This is a genomic window from Streptomyces sp. col6, from assembly GCF_008042035.1.
In the GTDB taxonomy this organism is placed as follows: Bacteria; Actinomycetota; Actinomycetes; order Streptomycetales; family Streptomycetaceae; genus Streptomyces.
The window spans coordinates 482,572-499,879 of the sequence record NZ_RDBL01000013.1 but is presented as its reverse complement, the minus strand read 5'-3'; the positions used below and the strand labels follow the sequence as shown (position 1 = coordinate 499,879).

The 17,308-nt window shown below is 72.5% G+C and carries 16 protein-coding genes and 1 pseudogene; 9 read left to right on the top strand and 8 right to left on the bottom strand.

Annotated features, from left to right (window positions below):
* Positions 1-786 (top strand): annotated as a pseudogene (locus EAO73_RS36620) (hypothetical protein); the annotation flags it as partial.
* Here the strand turns inward: EAO73_RS36620 and EAO73_RS18865 are convergent.
* Entirely contained in the window at positions 725-2,212 is a 1,488-nt protein-coding gene (locus EAO73_RS18865) for an MFS transporter (RefSeq protein ID WP_191134133.1), read from the bottom strand. The pseudogene EAO73_RS36620 and the gene EAO73_RS18865 overlap by 62 nt on opposite strands.
* Positions 2,213-2,484: 272 nt before the next feature.
* Between EAO73_RS18865 and EAO73_RS18860 the strand changes: the two genes are divergently transcribed.
* Positions 2,485-4,281 carry an MFS transporter gene (locus tag EAO73_RS18860; protein WP_147972704.1) on the top strand — a complete coding sequence of 599 codons (1,797 nt, stop codon included), beginning with the start codon at positions 2,485-2,487 and terminating at the stop codon, positions 4,279-4,281.
* Here the strand turns inward: EAO73_RS18860 and pepE are convergent.
* Complete coding sequence (pepE, locus tag EAO73_RS18855) at positions 4,244-4,972, bottom strand: dipeptidase PepE (RefSeq protein ID WP_147972703.1); 729 nt, start codon at positions 4,970-4,972, stop codon at positions 4,244-4,246. The two genes, EAO73_RS18860 and pepE, sit on opposite strands and share 38 nt — an antisense overlap.
* 28 nt (positions 4,973-5,000) lie before the next feature.
* On the bottom strand, positions 5,001-5,834 hold the full coding sequence (locus EAO73_RS18850; RefSeq protein ID WP_147972702.1) for an IclR family transcriptional regulator: 834 nt from the start codon (positions 5,832-5,834) through the stop codon (positions 5,001-5,003).
* A gap of 148 nt (positions 5,835-5,982) precedes the next feature.
* On the opposite strand from EAO73_RS18850, the gene EAO73_RS18845 reads away from it, so the two are divergent.
* The 6 genes from EAO73_RS18845 (at position 5,983) to EAO73_RS18820 (ending at position 12,429) form a co-directional block, all read left to right on the top strand.
* Entirely contained in the window at positions 5,983-6,936 is a 954-nt protein-coding gene (locus tag EAO73_RS18845) for a DUF1177 domain-containing protein (protein ID WP_147972701.1), read from the top strand.
* Positions 6,936-8,351 (top strand): cytosine permease, encoded by a 1,416-nt coding sequence (locus tag EAO73_RS18840; RefSeq protein WP_191134132.1) that lies wholly within the window; start codon positions 6,936-6,938, stop codon positions 8,349-8,351. The genes EAO73_RS18845 and EAO73_RS18840 overlap by 1 nt, the downstream gene beginning before the upstream one ends.
* Complete coding sequence (locus EAO73_RS18835; protein WP_147972700.1) at positions 8,348-9,673, top strand: M20/M25/M40 family metallo-hydrolase; 1,326 nt, start codon at positions 8,348-8,350, stop codon at positions 9,671-9,673. Before EAO73_RS18840 ends, EAO73_RS18835 begins: the two co-directional genes overlap by 4 nt.
* A gap of 92 nt (positions 9,674-9,765) precedes the next feature.
* A complete protein-coding gene (locus EAO73_RS18830; RefSeq protein WP_147972699.1) occupies positions 9,766-10,410 on the top strand; it encodes a class I SAM-dependent methyltransferase in 645 nt (214 codons plus the stop codon).
* A gap of 80 nt (positions 10,411-10,490) precedes the next feature.
* Positions 10,491-11,420 (top strand): N-acetylmuramoyl-L-alanine amidase, encoded by a 930-nt coding sequence (locus EAO73_RS18825; RefSeq protein WP_147972698.1) that lies wholly within the window; start codon positions 10,491-10,493, stop codon positions 11,418-11,420.
* Between the two features lie 223 nt (positions 11,421-11,643).
* Complete coding sequence (locus EAO73_RS18820) at positions 11,644-12,429, top strand: DUF5336 domain-containing protein (RefSeq protein WP_147972697.1); 786 nt, start codon at positions 11,644-11,646, stop codon at positions 12,427-12,429.
* 67 nt (positions 12,430-12,496) lie between these two features.
* On the opposite strand, the gene EAO73_RS18815 is transcribed toward EAO73_RS18820, so the two are convergent.
* The 3 genes from EAO73_RS18815 to EAO73_RS18805 all read right to left on the bottom strand — a co-directional run bounded on the left by EAO73_RS18815 (position 12,497) and on the right by EAO73_RS18805 (position 14,995).
* Positions 12,497-13,537, bottom strand: coding sequence for a PHP domain-containing protein (locus tag EAO73_RS18815; RefSeq protein WP_147972696.1), 1,041 nt, complete (start codon positions 13,535-13,537; stop codon positions 12,497-12,499).
* 86 nt (positions 13,538-13,623) lie between these two features.
* Entirely contained in the window at positions 13,624-14,400 is a 777-nt protein-coding gene (locus EAO73_RS18810; protein ID WP_147972695.1) for a maleylpyruvate isomerase family mycothiol-dependent enzyme, read from the bottom strand.
* Between the two features lie 40 nt (positions 14,401-14,440).
* Entirely contained in the window at positions 14,441-14,995 is a 555-nt protein-coding gene (locus tag EAO73_RS18805; protein ID WP_147972694.1) for a hypothetical protein, read from the bottom strand.
* A 148-nt stretch (positions 14,996-15,143) separates the two neighbouring features.
* On the opposite strand from EAO73_RS18805, the gene EAO73_RS18800 reads away from it, so the two are divergent.
* Positions 15,144-15,431, top strand: coding sequence for a hypothetical protein (locus tag EAO73_RS18800; RefSeq protein ID WP_147972693.1), 288 nt, complete (start codon positions 15,144-15,146; stop codon positions 15,429-15,431).
* A gap of 18 nt (positions 15,432-15,449) precedes the next feature.
* On the opposite strand, the gene EAO73_RS18795 is transcribed toward EAO73_RS18800, so the two are convergent.
* Positions 15,450-16,523 carry a prenyltransferase/squalene oxidase repeat-containing protein gene (locus EAO73_RS18795; RefSeq protein WP_147972692.1) on the bottom strand — a complete coding sequence of 358 codons (1,074 nt, stop codon included), beginning with the start codon at positions 16,521-16,523 and terminating at the stop codon, positions 15,450-15,452.
* On the bottom strand, positions 16,520-17,272 hold the full coding sequence (locus tag EAO73_RS18790) for a class I SAM-dependent methyltransferase (RefSeq protein ID WP_147972691.1): 753 nt from the start codon (positions 17,270-17,272) through the stop codon (positions 16,520-16,522). Before EAO73_RS18790 ends, EAO73_RS18795 begins: the two co-directional genes overlap by 4 nt.
* Positions 17,273-17,308 lie beyond the last annotated feature (36 nt).

The following is a 17,308-nucleotide window of genomic DNA, read 5'->3' as shown; positions in this document are numbered from 1 at the left end:
ATCCTGTACACCTCGCGCCAATCCGGTCAGGTGTCCTGGATACCTCCGCTGACCTGGCACATGCTGATCGGCCCCGCGGTGCTGCTGGCGATCGGCGGCCTGGGGGCGGTGGCGGAGCGGCCGGGTGCGGGGCGGCTGTCCCTGGCGTCGGTCGGGCTGCCGCTGCTGGCGGTCCCTCAGCTGGGCCTGGTCGCGATCTCGCTGGTCAAGCCGCTGTTCCTGGACCGGTACGTGCTGTTCAGCATGCTGGGCCTGGCGCTGCTGGCGGGGGCGGTGCTCGCCGCGGCCGTACGGGCGGCGGCGCCGCGCTTTCCGGCGGCGTCGAGGTGGCTCGTACCCGTGCTGCTGGCCGGTGCGGTGGCGGCGCTGCTGCCGCAGTCGCTGGCCAAGCGGGCGCCGTCGAGCCGGGTGGACGACGTGCTGGCCGTGACGGCGGACGTACGGCGGCTGAAGGAGCCGGGCACAGCGGTGGTCTTCCTGCCGTCGGCCCGGCGCGACACGGCCCTGGTCTCACCCGAGGCGTTCACGGGGCTGCGGGACATAGCGCTGGCCCGGGGCCCGCTCGCGACCGGCACGCTCAACGGGGTGGAGGCCGGCCCGGCCCGGATACGGGACGCGATGCTGGCGGAGCCGCGGATCCTGCTGGTCACGGACGCGCCGGAGGCGGCCCGGCCGGAAGCGGAACGGCGCGAGAAGGTGAAGGCCGCGGTGTTGCGGGACCACTTCAGCGTGATCGCGGACGAGCGGGTGCGGGGACGTCGGGTGACGCTGTACGAACGGAAGTGATCTGCGGCGCGCGGTGGCGCGGCAGCCAGAGCAGCATCAGGAGCAGGCCGCCGAGCAGGACTCCGCCCGCCGTGCGGAAGGCCAGCGCGTATCCGGCGGTCAGGGCGGCCGGGTCCGTCCCGCCCCCGGTGCGGGAGGCGGCGACCGTGGAGAGCACGGCCAGGCCGAGCGCGCCGCCCATGGTGCGGGAGGTGTTGACGAGGCCCGAGACAAGACCGGCCTCCCCCGGCGCGGCGCCCGAGGTGGCGAGCGAGGCGAGCGGGGTGGAGGCGAGCCCGGCACCGGCCATCATGAGCACGCCGGGCAGGCAGACGGCGGTGAGGTAGGAGCCGTGCACGGTCATCGTGGACTGCCAGCCGAAGCCGGCCGCGGCGACGACGGTGCCGATGAGCGCGAGGTTCTTCGCCCCGACGCGGGCCATCAGCCGGGGCGCGCTCTTGGAGCCGATGACGACGGCGAACGAGGACGGCATCAGCGCGAGCCCGGCCTGCAGCGCGCTGTAGTCCAGGACGTTCTGCGCGTACACCGTCATGAAGTACCACATCGAGAACGTGGCGGAGCCGATCACCAGCATCGCGACGTTCGCGGAGGCCACCGCCCGCGTCCCGAGCACCCGCAGCGGCATCAGGGGCTTGGCGGTGCGGGTCTCCACGAGGACGAACAGACCCAGCAGGGCGGGTCCGCCGATCAGCGGGACCAGGGTCGCGGCGGCGGTCCATCCCGCCTCCTCGGTCTGCACGATGCCGTACGCCACGGAGGCGAGGCCCGCCGTGACGAGGACGGCGCCCAGGAGGTCGATGCGGCTGCGGCCGCCCGTACGGCCCTCGGCGAGCCACAGCGCGGCGCCGGTCAGCACGAGCACCCCGACGGGCACGTTGATCAGCAGCACCCAGCGCCAGGACAGCGCGTCGGTGAGCACTCCGCCGACCAGCCCGCCGGCCGCGCCGCCGCCCGCGCCGACCGCCATCCAGGTACCGATGGCCTTCGCGCGGGCGGGCCCCTCGGGGACGGCGGCGGTGAGCAGGGTCAGGGTGGCCGGGGCGAGGACGGCGGCGCCGAGCCCCTGCGCGGCGCGGGCGGCGAGCAGCTGCCAGCCCTCCTGGGCGAGTCCGCCGGCCAGTGAGGCGGCGGTGAACAGGCCGAGGCCGACGAGGAACATCCGCTTGCGGCCGTAGAGGTCGGCGGCCCGCCCGCCGAGCAGCATGAACCCGGCGAACGCGATCGAGTACGCGTTGAGCACCCACTGCAGCCCGGTGGCGCTCAGCCCCAGGTCGGCGCGCATGGACGGGAGTGCGACGTTGACGACGGACACGTCGAGCACCACGAGGAACTGTCCGACGCAGGCGGCGAGGACCACCGCCCAGGTGCGGGTTCTGATCCGGCCGGAGGGCGGTGCGGGTGTGGAGACGTCAGCCATGGGTGTCATACTCGCAGCCGCCGTGTGCCCCGTACATCGGTTTCCGGGTCCGGTCGGTCTCGGTCCAGCGGCGTAGGACCGGCGCTCGATGTGACGTAGCGTCAGGTCGCTCCCCCGCGCGCCCCGCGCGCGGCCTCGGCCCGTTCGCACCCCGTGCCCCGGAATACGCCGTAGCCGAAGAAGGTTCACCCTGCACAGACTTGGCGGTCGGCGCTGCCCTCGGCGCCGGCCGCACGACCGTATTGCCCCTTTTTCACCCCTGCTGCCCGGAGGCCGCACGCATGCCACAGACGACGCACGAACAGCCCGCCGCGGAGCTTCCCGATCCGCGCGCGAAGGCGGGCAGGGGGATCGTCCCCGTGCTCGCCTTCGCGGGTATCACCGTCGCCGTGATGCAGACCCTGCTCGTCCCCGTCATCAAGGATCTGCCCGCCCTTCTGCACACCGATCCGTCGAACGCCACCTGGGTGATGACCGCCACCCTGCTCGCCGGAGCCGTCGCCACCCCGATCATGGGGCGGCTCGGAGACCTGTACGGCAAGCGCGGGATGCTGCTGGCCAGCCTCGCCGTGATGGTCGTCGGCTCCCTGATATGCGCCTTCACCGACGACCTCGTGGTCATGATCGTGGGCCGCGCCCTCCAGGGCTTCGCGATGGGCGCGATCCCGCTGGGCATCGGCATCATGCGGGACGAGCTGCCGCGCGAGAAGCTCGGTTCGGCGATGGCGCTGATGAGTTCGTCGATCGGGGTGGGCGGCGGACTCGCGCTGCCGGCCGCCGCGCTCGTCGCCCAGCACACCGACTGGCACGCCCTCTTCTTCGGCGCCGCCGGGCTCGGCCTGCTGGCCATGGCGCTGACCGTGTTCGCCGTGCCCGAGACCTCGCTGCGCGCCCCCGGCCGCTTCGACACCGTCGGCGCGCTCGGTCTCTCGCTCGGCCTGGTCCTCCTGCTGCTGCCCATCACCAAGGGCTCCGACTGGGGCTGGGCCTCGCCCACCACGCTCGGCCTGCTCGCCGCGTCACTGGTGGTGCTGGTGCTGTGGGGGCTGTTCGAGCTGCGCAGCGACGCCCCGCTGGTCGACCTGCGGACCACGGCCCGCCGCGAGGTGCTGCTGACGAACCTGACCTCGATCATGGTCGGCGTCGCGTTCTACGCCGTCTCCCTCGTCCTGCCCCAGCTGCTCCAGCTGCCCACCTCCACCGGCTACGGCCTCGGCCAGTCGATGGTGGTCGCCGGGCTCTGCGTGGCCCCGCTCGGCCTGACGATGATGTTCGTCGCCCCGCTGTACGCCCGGATCTCCGCCCGCAAGGGCCCGAAGGTCTCCCTGATGCTCGGCATGCTGGTCATCGCGGTCGGTTACGGGGCCGGGCTCGGCCTGATGAGCGCCGCCTGGCAGACCGTGATCATCGCCGTCCTCCTCGGCGCCGGCATCGGGCTCGCCTACTCCTCGCTGCCCGCCCTGATCATCGGGGCCGTCGACGCCTCCGAGACCGGCGCGGCGAACGGGCTGAACACCCTGATGCGCTCCATCGGCACCTCGGTCTCCAGCGCGGTGATCGGCATGGTCCTGGCGCACACCTCGACCCGGATGGGCCCGGTCACGGTGCCGACCATGCACGGCTTCCGGATCTCGTTCCTCATCGCGACGGGCGCGGTGGTCGCCGGTCTCGTCCTGGCCTCGTTCCTGCCGTCCCGGCGCACGGCCACCGCGCCGGTGCTCCTGGCCAGCAGCGAGGGCGACGCGGCGGCCCGGCGCGCCGCCGCCGAGGACGTCGAACCGCTCCCCCTGCCTGGCCCCGAGGGCTTCCGCGGCCGGGTGCTGGACGCGGACGGGGCCCCGGTCGCCGGGGCCAATGTGACTCTGATCGACCGGCAGGGCCGGCAGGCGGGGCTCACCACCACGGACACGTGGGGCCGCTGGGCGCTCGCCGTGCCGGAGGCCGGCACGTACGTCCTGGCCGCGTCCGCCACGGGGCACGCCCCGCGCGCCTGCCCGGCGCAGGGCGGCCCCGCGGTCACCGACCTCGTGCTGGGGGCCGTCAGCGCGCCGGAGCGTCGAACCGCGGTTCCGTCGTGAGCAGGTAGGACACGTCCGTCCCCGCCGGCAGCTCCCGGGGCGCCGTGCCCCGCGTGAACAGCCGGGCGGGGCGGGCGCCCTCGACGTGGGCCGCCGCACCGTCGACGCGGAGCCAGGAGCCCTCGCGCAGGCCGAGGACCGGGACGTCGTTCTCCTCCAGGAATTCGGTGAGCCGTTCCTCGCGGGTCTCGCCCTTGTGGGTGCTGGCCGGGTCCGGGTCCAGGTAGTGCGGGTTGATCTGGAAGGGCACGAGGCCCAGGGTCGCGAAGGACGGCGGCTGCACGATGGGCATGTCGTTGGTGGTGCGCAGGGTGGGCGCCGCCATGTTGGTCCCGGCACTGGCCCCCATGTACGGCAGGCCCGCGCGCACGGCTTCGCGGACCGCGTCCCGCAGCCCGGTCCGGTACAGCGCGCTCAGCAGCCGGAAGGAGTTGCCGCCGCCGATGAACACGGCGTCGGCGGCCTCCAGCGCGGCCACCGGGTCCGCGTGCTCGTGGACGCCGTGGACGGCGATCCCGGCCGGCTCCAGGGCGCCGCGGACGCGCGCGGTGTACGTGTCGTGGTCGGCGAGTGCGTAGGGCACGAAGGCGAGGCGGGCGCCGGCAGGCAGAAACGCGGTGACGGTGTCCAGGGCGTGTTCCAGGTAACCGCGGCCGTGCTGGGTGGAGTTGGAGAGCAGGAGCAGATTCACGGGGGTACTTCCTCGGGGGGTTGTCCGGTCAGGCCGTCGGGGTACGGCGGGCCTTGGGCTTGGGGCGCTGCGGCGGGTGGGTGAGGCGCTTCTCCAGGAGGGCGGCGGCGTGCCGCAGCGCTTCGAGACGGTTCTCCGGCGCCCCTTCGAACCGTTCCTCGGCGCCGCCGAGGCTGAGGCTCCCGTACGGTTCGCGGCCCAGGAAGACGGGTACGGCGACGGTCGCGATGCCGGTGTCGTACTCGCCGACCGTCCAGGCGTACCCCTGGGCGCGGACCTGGAGCAGTTCCCGCTCCAGCGCGTCCGGGTCGGTGACCGTCCGGTCGGTGAAGCGGGCCATGGGGCGGCCCCGGAAGAGCCGGTGGCGCTGCTCGTCGGGCAGGTAGGCGTAGAAGGACTTGGACGTGGCCCCGGCGTGCGCCGGGTAGAGCTCACCGACCAGCGGGTAGTAGCGCAGCGGTCCCGCCTCGCCCTCCTCGGCGGCCACGCACCGCATGTGGAAGCTGTCGGGCAGGCAGAACAGCACGGTGTCGCCGGTGACGCGGCGCAGCTCCTCCAGGACCGGCCCGGCCAGCAGCTCCAGCGACCCGGACCGCTCCCAGAGGCGGCCGAGCCGCAGCACGGCGGGGCCGATGCGGTAGCGCCGGGTGGCGGGGTCGGAGACCAGGAAGCCGCGCCCGGCGAGGGTGGCGAGCAGCCGCTGCGCCACCGACGTGTCCCAGCCGAACTCCGCCGCGACCTCGGTCACACCCCAGTCGGGCCGGGTCCGTTCGAACGCGAGCAGCACGAGCAGCGCCCGGTCCACGGTCTGCAGGGCCCCGGCAGGGGTGCGCCGGTCCACATCGAACTCCGCCATAGCCATCTCACCATTCAGACCCGAATTGCAGATAACGGGAAACCATTGCGCTCAACGCTATCCGATCCCGAATCTGCTCTCAGCACCCCGTCCGGAGCCTCTGCTCCCTGGCGGGCTCCGGACGGGTGTGACGGATGCGCGAGAAAGGCCCCCCATGTTGAAGTACGTACTGGACCTCGTCGAACTGCTCGACGACCCCCAGGCCCATGGCAAGACGGTCGCCGAGTACCTGGACGCCGCGGCGGGGGCCGAGGGCTCGTCCGCGCAGGTCACCACGGTCGCCGGTGAGCGGGGCTCGACGGACTTCGTGTCGGTCCGCATCCCCGGCTCCCGCGGACGCACGGCCGGGGGCGACGCCCGCACCCTGGGCATCGTCGGCCGGCTCGGCGGGATCGGCGCCCGGCCCGAGGTGACCGGTCTGGTCTCCGACGCCGACGGCGCGATCTCGGCGCTGGCCGCCGCCGCCAAGCTGCTCGACATGCGCCGCCGGGGCGATGTGCTGCCCGGTGACGTGATCATCGCCACCCACATCTGCCCCGACGCCCCGACCGAGCCGCACGACCCGGTGCCGTTCATGGGTTCGCCGGTGGACATCGCCACGATGAACCGGCACGAGGTGACCGGTGAGATGGAGGCCGTGCTCTCCATCGACACCACCAAGGGCAACCGCATCATCAACCACAAGGGCCTCGCCCTGTCGCCCACCGTCAAGGAGGGCTGGGTGCTCCGCGTGAACGAGCAGCTGGGGGAGCTGCTGGCCGTGGTGACCGGTGAGCCGTTGGTCACGTACCCGGTGACCACCCAGGACATCACCCCGTACGGTAATGGTGCACACCACATCAATTCGATCCTCCAGCCCTCCACCGCGACGGCGGCCCCCGTGATCGGCCTGGCCATCACCTCGGCCGCGGCGGTGCCGGGGTGCGGAACCGGCGCGAGTCACGAGGGTGACATCGCGTCCGCCGCCCGCTACGCCGTCGAGGTCGCCAAGGCCTACGGCGACGGCCGGCTGGACTTCCACGACGCGGTGGAGTTCGACAACCTCGTCAGCCGCTACGGCTCGCTGACCCACCTGCAGACCTTCGGCCGTACCCCCCAGGAGTCCTGATGGCAGCCACCCCGCAGCCCGGTGCCGTGGCGCCCGCGCCCGCGCCCGCGCCCGCGCCCGCGCCCAAGAGCATCGGCAGCGACGACTACGCGCTCTCCCGCGTCCCGCGCGACCAGCGGTTCGGCTTCTGGTCGATGCTCCTCCAGTGGCTGGCCCAGTCCGGTTCGATCTCGCAGTTCACGCTCGGCGCCACCATCGGCGTCGGGATGACCTTCGGCGACGCGTTCCTGGCATTCACGCTGGGCGCGGTGATCCTGGAGGTGGTGATCTTCGCGATCGGCCTGGCCGGGATGCGCGAGGGCCTGGCCACCCCGATGCTGACCCGCTGGGTGGGCTTCGGCCGCAACGGTTCGGCGCTGGTCAGCTTCGTGATCGCGGTCAGCCTGGTCGGCTGGTTCGGCGTCCAGAACAAGATCTTCGGCGACAGCGTCTCGGCGCTCGTCGGCGGTCCGGCCTGGATGTGGTGCGTGCTCGCGGGCATCGCCATCACCGCCCTGGTCATCTTCGGGTTCAGGTACATGGCGAACTTCGCGAAGATCGTCACCCCGCTGTTCTTCGCGATGGTCGCCTTCTCCGTCATCCGGACCCTGAACGACCACTCGTTCAGCGACCTGATCCACTCCCCGCCGCCGGGCGACACCATCCCGCTGGCCGTCGCCGCCACCGCCATCGCGGGCGGCTACATGACGGGAGCGATCGTCTCCCCGGAGATGACCCGCTACAACCGCAAGGGCTCGCACGTCTTCCTGCAGAGCGCCTCGTCGATGATCCTCTCCGAGTACATCGTCGGCCTGACCGGTGTGCTCCTGGGCCACCTGGTCAAGAGCAACGAGGTCTCGCACATCGTGCTCTCCACCTCCGGCGCCTTCGGGGTGCTCGTCGTCCTGATGTCCACGGCGAAGATCAACGACTGGAACCTGTACGGCTCCTCGCTCGGCGTCGTCAACTTCTTCCAGGTCGTCTTCAACAAGCGCGTCCACCGCGGCGCGGTCACCATCGTCCTCGGCATCGCGGGCACGGTCCTGTCGGCCGTCGGGATCATGAGCCACTTCACCGAGTTCCTCACGATCCTCGGCGTCGCCATCCCGCCGATCGGCGGGATCATCGTGGCCGAGTACTGGGTCGTGAAGCGGATGCGCAAGCCGCTGGACGAGACCCGTCAGGCGCAGACCCTGCCGGCGCACTCGCCGACCTGGGTGCCGATGTCGATCGTGATCTGGATCGCCGCGTTCTGCGTCGGCAAGTTCTACGACGGCGGCATCCCGGCCCTGAACTCGCTGGCCACCGCCTTCGTCCTGTACAGCGCCCTGGGCCTGCTGGGCTGGATCAAGCCCTACGGCACCTCCGCCCTCGCCGACGAGCCGGACGGCACAGCCCCGGCCACCCGCACCACCACCCCTGTGGGAGCAGCATGAGCACCGCACCCGGCACCGCACTCGTCCCGGCCTCCGACGAGGCCCAGGACGAGGTCGTCACCCTCTGCGCCGAGCTGATCAGGTTCGACACCTCCAACCCGACGGGCACCGAGCGCGCGAGCGCCGAGTGGGTGGTGGCCCGCCTCGCCGAGGTGGGCATCGACTCGGAGCTGGTCGAGTCGGCGCCCGGCCGCGCCAGCGTGATCGCCCGGATCGCCGGCCTCGACCCCGGCCGCGGCGCCCTGCTGGTCCACGGCCACCTGGACGTGGTCCCGGCGGACGCCTCCGAGTGGCAGGTGCCGCCCTTCTCCGGCGAGATCCGCGACGGCTACCTCTGGGGCCGGGGCGCGATCGACATGAAGGACACCGTGGCGGTGATGCTCGCCACCGCCCGGCACTTCGCCCGCAGCGGTACGCGGCCCTCGCGCGACCTGGTCATCGCCTTCCTCGCGGACGAGGAGGCGGGCGGGAAGTTCGGCGCGCACTGGCTCGTCGAGCACCGCCCGGAGCTGTTCGCCGGGGTCACCGAGGCGATCGGTGAAGGCGGCGGCTTCTCCTTCGCGATCGACGACACCCGCCGGCTGTACCCGATCGAGAACGCCCAGCGCGGCATGGCCTGGATGGAGCTGACCGCCACCGGCCGGGCCGGCCACGGCTCTTCGCCCAACGACGAGAACGCGGTCACCGACCTCGCCGAGTCGCTGACCCGGATCGGCCGCGAGACCTTCCCCGTCCGGCTGATCGAGCCGGTCCGGGCGCTGCTCGAAGAGGCCGCCCGGCTCTACGGCGTCGCGTTCGACGAGGACGACATCGAGGGCAGCCTCGCCCGGCTGGGTCCGGTCGCCGACTTCATGCAGGTGGTGCTGCGCAACTCGGCGAACCCGACGATGTTCAGCGCCGGTTACCAGACCAACGTGATCCCGGGGAAGGCGACCGCCCGCGTCGACGGCCGCTTCCTGCCCGGTCACGAGCAGGAGCTGATCGACACCATCGACCGGCTGCTGCTGCCCTCGGTGAGCCGGGAGTGGGTCAACCACGACATCGCGATGGAGACCACGTTCGACGGTCCGCTCGTCGACGCCATGTGCGCGGCGGTGCGCGCCGAGGACCCGGACGGCCACCCGGTGCCGTACTGCAACCCCGGTGGCACGGACGCCAAGGCCTTCACGCACCTGGGCATCCGCTGCTTCGGCTTCAAGGGCCTCAAGCTCCCGCACGACCTGGACTACGGCCGCCTCTTCCACGGCGTGGACGAGCGCGTCCCGCTGGAGGGCCTGCGCTTCGGCGTCCGCGTCATGACCCGCCTCTGGCAGAGCTGCTGATCCTTCGCCGCTCCCCTTCGCGCCCCCGCCGGTACCTTCGGCGGGGGCGTACGGCACGATGGCGCCCTACCCGTCCCACCAGGAGGAACACCGTGGCCGCCGAGCCCAAGCCGGAGATTCTCGCCGCGTTCCAGGCCGCCAAGGGCTTCATGCCGGTGGTCGAGGGGCTCGCGCTGTACGACGCCGCCACCGAGGCCGCCGCGCTCGGCCTGCCGCTGCTGGAGGTCGGCACCTACTGCGGGCGCTCCACGATCCTGATCGCCGACGCGGCGCGCGCCGCCGGAGTGACCGCGCTCACCGTCGACCACCACCGGGGCAGCGAGGAGCAGCAGCCCGGCTGGGAGTACCACGACCCGACCGTGGTGGACCCCGAGGTCGGCCGGATGGACACCCTGCCCACCTTCCGCAGGACGCTGCACGCGGCGGGCCTGGAGGACCACGTGGTGGCGCTCGTGGGGCGTTCGCCGCAGGTGGCGGCGGTGTGGGGCGGCGATCTCGGCTTCGTCTTCATCGACGGCGGCCACACCGACGAGCACGCGAACGGCGACTACGAGGGCTGGGCCCCGCATGTCGCCGCGGGCGGGCTGCTGGTGATCCATGACGTGTTCCCGGACCCGGCGCACGGCGGGCAGGCCCCGTACCGGGTGTATCTGCGGGCGCTGGAGTCGGGGGCCTTCACGGAGATCTCCGTCACGGACTCGCTGCGGGTGCTGCGCCGCACGGGCCCCGGCATCTGAGGGCAGCAGCCGTACGGGGGTGGTCCGGCCGGTTCATGGACGCCCCGGACACCGCCGGGCCCGGCCGATAGCATCGCCGGGTGCGTCACGACGAGAGCCTTCCCCCCACCCACCGCCCGCTCCGGCTCGCCGCCGCTGCCCTGCTGTGCCTGGGCCTGGCCGGCTGCGGCGGCGGGGGCGGCTCCGCCGCGCAGGCCCAGGAGGGGCCGAGCGGCGGCCCGGCCACCACACCGGCTCCGCCGTCACCGGCGGCCACGAAGGCCGCCCACTCGCCGTCGAAGTCCCCGGCGAAGTCCCCTGCGCAGCCCCCCTCGAAGACCGCGCCCGCTCCCGGTGGGCCGCTGTCCGGCAGGACCGTGGTCATCGACCCCGGTCACAACCCCAGCAACCACCTGCACACCGCCGAGATCAACCGCCAGGTCGACATCGGTACCGGGCGCAAGGAGTGCGACACCACCGGGACGGCCACCAACGGGGGGTACGCCGAGGCGGAGTTCACCCTCGACGTGGCACACCGGATGCGGAAGCTGCTGCAGGCCCAGGGCGCGACGGTGATCCTGACCTACGACCGCGACCGGGCGTTCGGGCCGTGCGTGGACGAGCGGGCGCGCATCGGCAACAAGGCCCACGCGGACGCGGTGGTCTCGGTCCACGCGGACGGATCGGCCGCCGGCAACCGGGGCTTCCATGTGATCCTTCCCGCGTCCGTGCGCGGCGGGGGCGCGGACACCTCGAAGATCGTCGCCCCCTCGCGCGACCTCGGCACCCGTATCGCCGGTCTGTTCGTGCGCAGTACCGGAAGTTCCCCTTCCAATTACGTGGGCGGCAAAACGGGTTTGGACGTCCGCAAGGATCTCGGCGGACTGAATTTGTCGACCGTGCCCAAAGTCTTCATCGAATGCGGCAATATGCGTGATCCCAAGGACGCCGCCCTGCTCACCGACCCGGGTTGGCGCCAGAAGGCCGCCCAGGGCATCGCGGACGGCATCAGCAGCTACCTCAAGGGGTAAGCAAGGGGTGATTCTGCGATGAATTCGGGAGGATGTCCGCGCAGCAACCGGGCAGGAACACAACCCGCCCGAGCAGACGATAGATTCATCCGTACGATGGGGAGCCGTTCCCGAGCTTCAAGCCGTCCCCGCCGAGTATCCGGCGGCAACGACGACCGCCCCGACGAGACGACCGACTAAGGACCTTCACGTGAATATCCGCTCCCTCACTCGAGGCGATGGCGTGGTGATCGGAGCAGCGGTTGTGCTGTTCATCGCCTCGTTCCTGGACTACTTCGACTACGGAAGCACCAGCGTCGACGCCCCCAACTCCTGGGACTCCCTGGGGAACGGCATCGGCGTCTACATGGTCGGGGTGATCGGCGCAGCGCTGATCGTGCTCTCCCGTTCGCAGCCCCAGCCGCGCAAGATCGTGGGCCTCGACCTCGCCCAGTTCGGCGTCGCCGCCACCGTCTTCACGGCGTGGAACATGTTCTGGACGATCATCGACCTCGGCCAGATCGACGCGGGCGCGGGCCTGATCCTCGGCTTCATCGCCTCCCTGGCGCTGGCCGCGGGCGCGGTGGCCTCCCCGCTGGTCCCGGCCCTCAAGGCCCCGCTCGCGGGCACCCCGAACCAGCAGGCCATGCAGCCGCCGTACGGGGGCCAGCCCGGTCAGGGCTACGGCTACCCGGGCGGTCCGCAGCCGGCGTTCGGCGGTCAGCAGCCGGGCCAGCCGCAGCCGTACGGTGCACAGCAGCAGCCGGGTCAGCAGGACATGCAGAAGGCTCCGGCCCCGCAGGCGCCGGCGGCCGGCGGCGGGCAGTCCGGCGACTTCACCCCGTTCTGGTTCGCGGTGCCGGTGGCCCGCCAGCTGTACAACGAGGACGGTTCGCAGGCCCCGATCGCCGAGCTGGCGCCGGGCACCTGGTACCTCGCGGTCGAGCAGCGCGGTGCGGCGCTGATCGCCCAGACGCAGGACGGGCGTCGCGGCGTCCTCCAGGACACCACGGGCATCCAGCGCGGCTGACGCGCCCCGGTCCACCAGCGGCCCCCCGCCCCCTCCGGGCGGGGGGCCGCTGCCGTGTCCGCCGGGCTCAACCGGCCGCCCTTTTCGGGACCTTGCCCTTCCGGGTCCAGCGGAGCAGTTCGTCCGCCGTCCAGGTGGTGACCACCCGATCCGGCGGGACCTCGCACTCCTCGGCGCGGGCGCAGCCGTATGCCTGCCAGTCCAGCTGGCCCGGGGCGTGCGCGTCGGTGTCCACGGCGAACAGGGTGCCCGCCGCCACGGCCCGGCGCAGCAGCCGGCGGGGCGGGTCGAGGCGTTCGGGCCTGCTGTTGATCTCGACGGCCGTGCCCGCTTCGGCGCAGGCGGCGAAGACCTCGTCGGCGTCGAACGCCGACTCGGGGCGGCCCCGGCCGGCGACCAGGCGCCCGGTGCAGTGGCCGAGGACGTCGGCCTGCGGGTGGCGTACGGCGGCGGCCATCCGCCGGGTCATCGGGGCGGAGTCCATGCGGAGCTTGGAGTGGACCGAGACCACGACCAGGTCGACCTGTTCGAGCAGGTCCTCCTCCTGGTCCAGGGTGCCGTCGAGGTTGATGTCGCACTCGATGCCGGTGAGTAGCCTGAACGGCGCCCAGCGCTCGTTGAGTTCGGCGATCTCGGCGAGCTGCCGGCGCAGCCGCTCGGGCGAGAGGCCGTTCGCGACGGTGAGCCGGGGCGAGTGGTCGGTGAGCACCGTCCAGTCGTGGCCCAGCTCCGCCGCCGCACGGCCCATCTCCTCGATGGGGCTGCCGCCGTCCGACCAGTCGGAGTGCGTGTGGCAGTCGCCGCGCAGCAGCGAGAGCAGGTGCTCGCCGCCCTTCGCGAGGGGTCCGGCGCTCGAAGCCCCGGACTCCAGCCGCTCCAGATAGCCCGGTGTCTCCCCGGCCACGGCCTCGCGGATCACCTGGGCGGTGCGGGCGCCGATGCCCTTGACCCGCTCCAGCGAGCCGTCGGCCGCACGCCGCTCCACCTCGCCGTCGTCCATCGCGGCGACGGTGCGGGCTGCGGTGCGGAAGGCCTGGACGCGGTAGGTGACCGCCCTGTCGCGCTCCAGCAGGAAGGCGATCCGTTCCAGGGCCCGGACCGGGTCCATCGGCACCTCCTCGCGGGACGGGACGGCCGGCGGCCGCCCGTCCAGCTTGGCCCAGCACGGCCCGGCCCGCACACCGGCCGGTCCGCTCAGCCGAAGGAGGTGCGCGCCAGCCAGAAGTCCAGCAGCCCGGCGTCGCCCAGTACCTCGACACGGTCGCTGTCCGGGGCGAGGCGGCGGTTGAAGACCAGCATCAGGTCGGTGAGCGGCCCGCGCAGCGCCACGTCCGCCTTGCCGTGCTCGCGGCTCCAGGTGATGCCCTCCGCGCCGAGCTCGATGAGCCATTCGGCACCGGGCGCGTCGGTGGCGTGCAGGTGCAGGGTGCGTCCGTCCCCGAGCAGCTCGGCGGCCTCGCGGTCGTCATGGCTCTGGGCGAAGCGGACGATCTCCAGCCACTCCTCGACGGTGTCCGCCGCCAGCTCCGGCGTCATCGTGTACGGGACCTTCGCGGTGAGGGCCGCGTCGGCGAGGTGGACGACGGTCTCGATGGCCATGCGGCGGGCCCAGAAGCCCGTGCTGTGGTCCCAGGCCCAGGTCCACACCTCGGTGCCGGGCCCCGCCTCCCGGAGTGCGTCGGCGGTGTCGGCGGCCCCGTCCGCGAGCCAGGCGTCGAGCGCGGCGGGGTCGTCGCTCCCGGGGCTGTTCGTCGGAACCTTGTCGTCCTCCACCGGTCCGGCGGCCCGGGTGCGGACGATCTCGCCGGCCCAGCGGTGGGCGCGGCCGACGTGCTCGGCCAGTTCGCGCAGGGTCCAGTCGGGGCAGGTCGGTACGGTCGCGCCGAGGTCGGCTCCCCGGATCGCCGCCCTCAACTCGTCGGTCAGCCGGACGATTTCCTCGCAGTAGCGCTCGTGCGCAAGAAGAGCCATGATCGCACCCTAGTGCGACCGGCACCGCGTTCACATGCGGTTATCCGCCGAGCTGCGAGGTGGACGGGACCTTGTCCTTCACCTCGGCGCCCGCGCTCTTCCCGGCGTCCTTGATACCGCTGATGACGTCCTCGAAGGCGCCGATGTCCCCGGCGCCCGCCTCGCCCTTGCGGAGCTTGGTGCCGAGGCCCTTGAGCGAAGCGATGCCCGCGGTGAGCGGGGCGACGGCCTTCGACAGCAGCGGGTCGCCCTTGGCGTTCTCCGTCGCGGCCTTGAGCCGGTTGTAGGCGAAGCCGCCCGCGAGCCCCGCCTTGACGAGCGCGAAGGTGCGTCCGTCGGCGCCCTTCCTGAACTTCCCGGCCCGGTACGGCTTCACGATCCACTGGTACGTGGCGCCCGCCGCGAGCCCCGCGTTGGCGACGAACCTGGTCTTGGCCCACTTCTGTGCCTCGGCCGACGAGGTGCCGGTGGGCGAGGCCGAACTGCTCGTGCCGCTGTCCTCGTCGTCGCTCCCGCACGCGGTGGTGCCCGCGAGCACGGCGCAGGCCAGCAGCAGCGCGACGAGCAGGCGGCGGAGCGGTACGGGTCGGGGCACGGCGGGCCTCCCTGGCGGGGCGGGACGGGTGCCGGGGCCCGGCACTCCCCGCCAGGCTGGCCGTGCTCCGGCCAACCCGCCACCGCTGCGCGCCCGTACGGGTTCGGCCAATGGGTTTCGGCCGGGGGAAAGAGGCAACGTGGAGTCCATGTCCTACAGCAGAGGCAACGGCTTCACCGCAGCACGTGTCATCGCCCTCGTGGCGGACGTCATGGCCTTCATCATCGGCCTGTGGATCCTGATGTACCTGCTCGACGCGAACCGCGGCAACGAGCTGGTCGAGTTCGTGCGGGACGCCGCCAGGTGGCTCGCGGGCTGGTCGTACGACCTGTTCACGTTCGACAAGGCGTGGGCCAACGTCGTCGCCGGCTACGGCCTCGCCGCCCTGGTGTACCTGTTCATCGGGCACGCCGTGGCGGGCCGCGTCCGGCGCTGACGCGGCCCTCGCAGCCGCTCAGCAGCGGCAGTCCGGCTCCAGCCCCTTCGGCAGCCGGTCCCCGCTGAACACGGCGGTGGTCGCCTCGTCCCCCCCGAGCGCGGCCACCGCCAGCAGCAGCGAACCCGCCGTCCACGAGGTGTGCTCCTCGGGCCAGAACGCCCGGTTGCCCTCGAAGACGTACCCCGTCCAGTAGAGGCCGCCCTCGGCCCGCAGGTGCTGGATGGACTGGAGGATCTCCAGCGCCCGGTCGGACTCGCCCATCACCCAGAGGGCCAGGGCCAGTTCGCAGCTCTCGCCGCCGGTCACCCACGGGTTGGGCAGCACGCAGCGCACGCCGAGGCCCGGGACGACGAAGCGGTCCCAGCCCTCCTCGATGCGTTCCTTGGCCGCCACCCCGGCGACCGCGCCGCCGAGCACCGGGTAGTACCAGTCCATCGAGTACTGGCTCTTGTCCAGGAAGCGCTCCGGGTGGCTGCGGATCGCGTGGCCGAGCGCCCCGGTCGCCAGCTCCCAGTCCGGCTGGGGCTCCTCGCGGCGTTCGGCGATGGCGAGCGCGCAGCGCAGGGCCTGGTGGATGGAGGAGGAGCCGGTCAGCAGCGCGTCCGTCACCTCCGTGCCGTCGTCCTCCCGCTTCCAGCCGATCTCGCCGCCGGGCTGCTGGAGCCGCAGGACGAACTCGACGGCCGCGTAGACGGTGGGCCACATCCGGTCGACGAAGGCGTCGTCGCCGGTGGCGAGGTAGTGGTGCCAGACGCCGACGGCCACGTAGGCGCAGAAGTTGGTCTCCCGGCCCCGGTCGGTCGGCCGCAGCGGGTCGCCGTCGTGGTAAGCGGCGTACCAGGAGCCGTCCTCGTTCTGGTGGCGGGCCAGCCACTCGTAGGCGCGTTCCGCGGCGGCGTGCTCGCCGGCCGCGTCCAGGGCCATGGCGGCCTCGGTGTGGTCCCACGGGTCGAGGTGGTGACCGCGGAACCACGGGATCGCGCCGTCCTCGCACTGCGTGGCGAGCAGCGCGGTGACGGTCTCGGCGGCCTGCGCGGCGGTGAGGACTCCGGGCAGGACGAGGTGTTCGGTCCGCTCGGGAAGGCTCACGCCTCGGCCTCGGCGGCTGCCGCTGCGGCGACGGGCAGGTGCGGCTTGGTCGCGTACGCCACGAAGCTCTTGCCGACGACGGGGTTCAGAAGCTGCTCGGCGACCCGGGTCAGGGCGGGCTTCTTCATGATGTCCCAGACCAGGAGCTTGTGGTACGCCTTCACCGGCAGCGCCTTGTCGTTGTCGACACCGAACGCGCACTTCAGCCACCAGTACGGGGAGTGCAGCGCGTGCGCGTGGTGGGTGCCGTACGGCTTGAGACCGGCGCCGCGCATCTTGCCGAGCAGTTCGTCCGCCTTGTAGATGCGGATGTGGCCGCCCTCGACCTCGTGGTACGCGTCGGAGAGGGTCCAGCAGACCTTCTCGGGGCCGTAGCGCGGGACGGTGACGGCGATCCGGCCACCGGGCCTGAGCACCCGGACCATCTCGGCGAGCACGCCCTTGTCGTCGGGGATGTGCTCCATGACCTCGGAGATGATCACGACGTCGAAGGACTCGTCGGGGAAGGGCAGGTTGAGCGCGTCACCCTCCATCGCGGTGGCGGTAGCGCCCTCGGGAGCCTCCCCGGCCTCCTTCATCGCCGCGAACCACTTCGCGACCTCCCGGATCTCCTCGCCGTTCCGGTCGAGGGCCACCACCTGGGCGCCGCGCCGGTAGCACTCGAAGGCGTGGCGTCCGGCGCCGCACCCGAGGTCGAGCACGCGGTCGCCTGCGGCGAGCGGGAAGCGGGTGAAGTCCACGGTCAGCACGAATGCCTGCTTTCGCGGTCGGGGGTGGGGGTGGGG

Bases quoted from the DNA above. Each gene is read 5' to 3' on its own strand.
- EAO73_RS18810 (WP_147972695.1), bottom strand. From the start codon at position 14,400: ATGGCTCTTCTTGCGCACGAGCGCTACTGCGAGGAAATCGTCCGGCTG.
- EAO73_RS18835 (WP_147972700.1), top strand. From the start codon at position 8,348: ATGAGCACCGCACCCGGCACCGCACTCGTCCCGGCCTCCGACGAGGCC.
- EAO73_RS18850 (WP_147972702.1), bottom strand. From the start codon at position 5,834: ATGGCTATGGCGGAGTTCGATGTGGACCGGCGCACCCCTGCCGGGGCC.
- EAO73_RS18800 (WP_147972693.1), top strand. From the start codon at position 15,144: ATGTCCTACAGCAGAGGCAACGGCTTCACCGCAGCACGTGTCATCGCC.
- EAO73_RS18860 (WP_147972704.1), top strand. From the start codon at position 2,485: ATGCCACAGACGACGCACGAACAGCCCGCCGCGGAGCTTCCCGATCCG.
- EAO73_RS18815 (WP_147972696.1), bottom strand. From the start codon at position 13,537: ATGGACCCGGTCCGGGCCCTGGAACGGATCGCCTTCCTGCTGGAGCGC.
- EAO73_RS18865 (WP_191134133.1), bottom strand. From the start codon at position 2,212: ATGACACCCATGGCTGACGTCTCCACACCCGCACCGCCCTCCGGCCGG.
- EAO73_RS18840 (WP_191134132.1), top strand. From the start codon at position 6,936: ATGGCAGCCACCCCGCAGCCCGGTGCCGTGGCGCCCGCGCCCGCGCCC.
- EAO73_RS18845 (WP_147972701.1), top strand. From the start codon at position 5,983: ATGTTGAAGTACGTACTGGACCTCGTCGAACTGCTCGACGACCCCCAG.